At 54.4% G+C, this 916-nt stretch carries 1 pseudogene; it reads right to left on the bottom strand.

Annotation, left to right across the window (positions count from 1 at the left end):
* Positions 1-766: pseudogene (locus tag HMPREF2787_RS10990) on the bottom strand (IS3 family transposase); the annotation flags it as partial.
* Positions 767-916: the final 150 nt, after the last annotated feature.

The following is a 916-nucleotide window of genomic DNA, read 5'->3' as shown; positions in this document are numbered from 1 at the left end:
ATTTGGCTTATCCGGGGTGAACTTGCGGTCAAGTATGTTGTCAGCAATGTGGCTGATCGTCCCGATGTAGGAAACATAAGGCCTGCGCTGGCGAATCTTAGCTCGAAGACCCATCTGGCGCATGAGCTTGTAAACGAGTTTGTGGTTGACCACCCAGCCCTGGTTGCGTAGGTCAAGCAGCACTCGCCGGTAGCCGTAGCGATGCTTGTTACGCTCGAAGCTTTCCCGGATCGCTTGCTTGAGTACGGCGTGCTTATCTGGCTTACTGAGTCGTTGCTGGTGGTAGAAGAACGTCGACCGTGGGATACCCGCTGCCTCTAGGAGATATTCCAAGCGGTGGTGAGACTTGAGGATGACAATCGCCTGGACTTTCAGGCGCGTCCCTGATTCCTCAAGTCCCGCAATTTTTTTAGATAAGCGTTTTCCGCTTCCAACCGCTCAACCTGGCGACGCAGCTTCTCCTCTTCGGTAAGCCGCTTTGGTGCGCTCGAGCCTTTAGGCCTGCCCTTCGGCTTCGGTTTCAACGCGTCATCGCCGTCTTTGCGCCATTTCCACGACCACCCCCTGACCAGCTGCTGTGATGACAGGCCAAATTCACGCGCAAGATCCATCGCTGTCTCGCCAGCAAGGTGGCGTTGGACAACTTCCTTCTTGATCTCAAACGAATACTGCTGCTTAGTCGGTTTCTCCACAAGACATAGCCTGCCATGCAGCACAAACCGACAATAGAGCCGGCGCGCAGCGTGTTTGGAGACACCCAGAGCATTAGCAGCGGCTCTATAGCCCATGCCCTGCTCAAAAAGCTCAACCAACTGCTCGCGCTGCTGCTCACTTAGCGAACTTCGTGCTCTCAATGACAACTACTCCCCACTAGTCGGTAACTGATTTCTCAGTCCAACTAATGGGGAGCAGTTCA

It is taken from the genome of Corynebacterium sp. HMSC061H03, from assembly GCF_001838215.1.
GTDB lineage: Bacteria > Actinomycetota > Actinomycetes > Mycobacteriales > Mycobacteriaceae > Corynebacterium > Corynebacterium jeikeium_D.
Note: the sequence above shows the minus strand (reverse complement) of the source record. Positions and strands in the feature narration are given on the sequence as shown.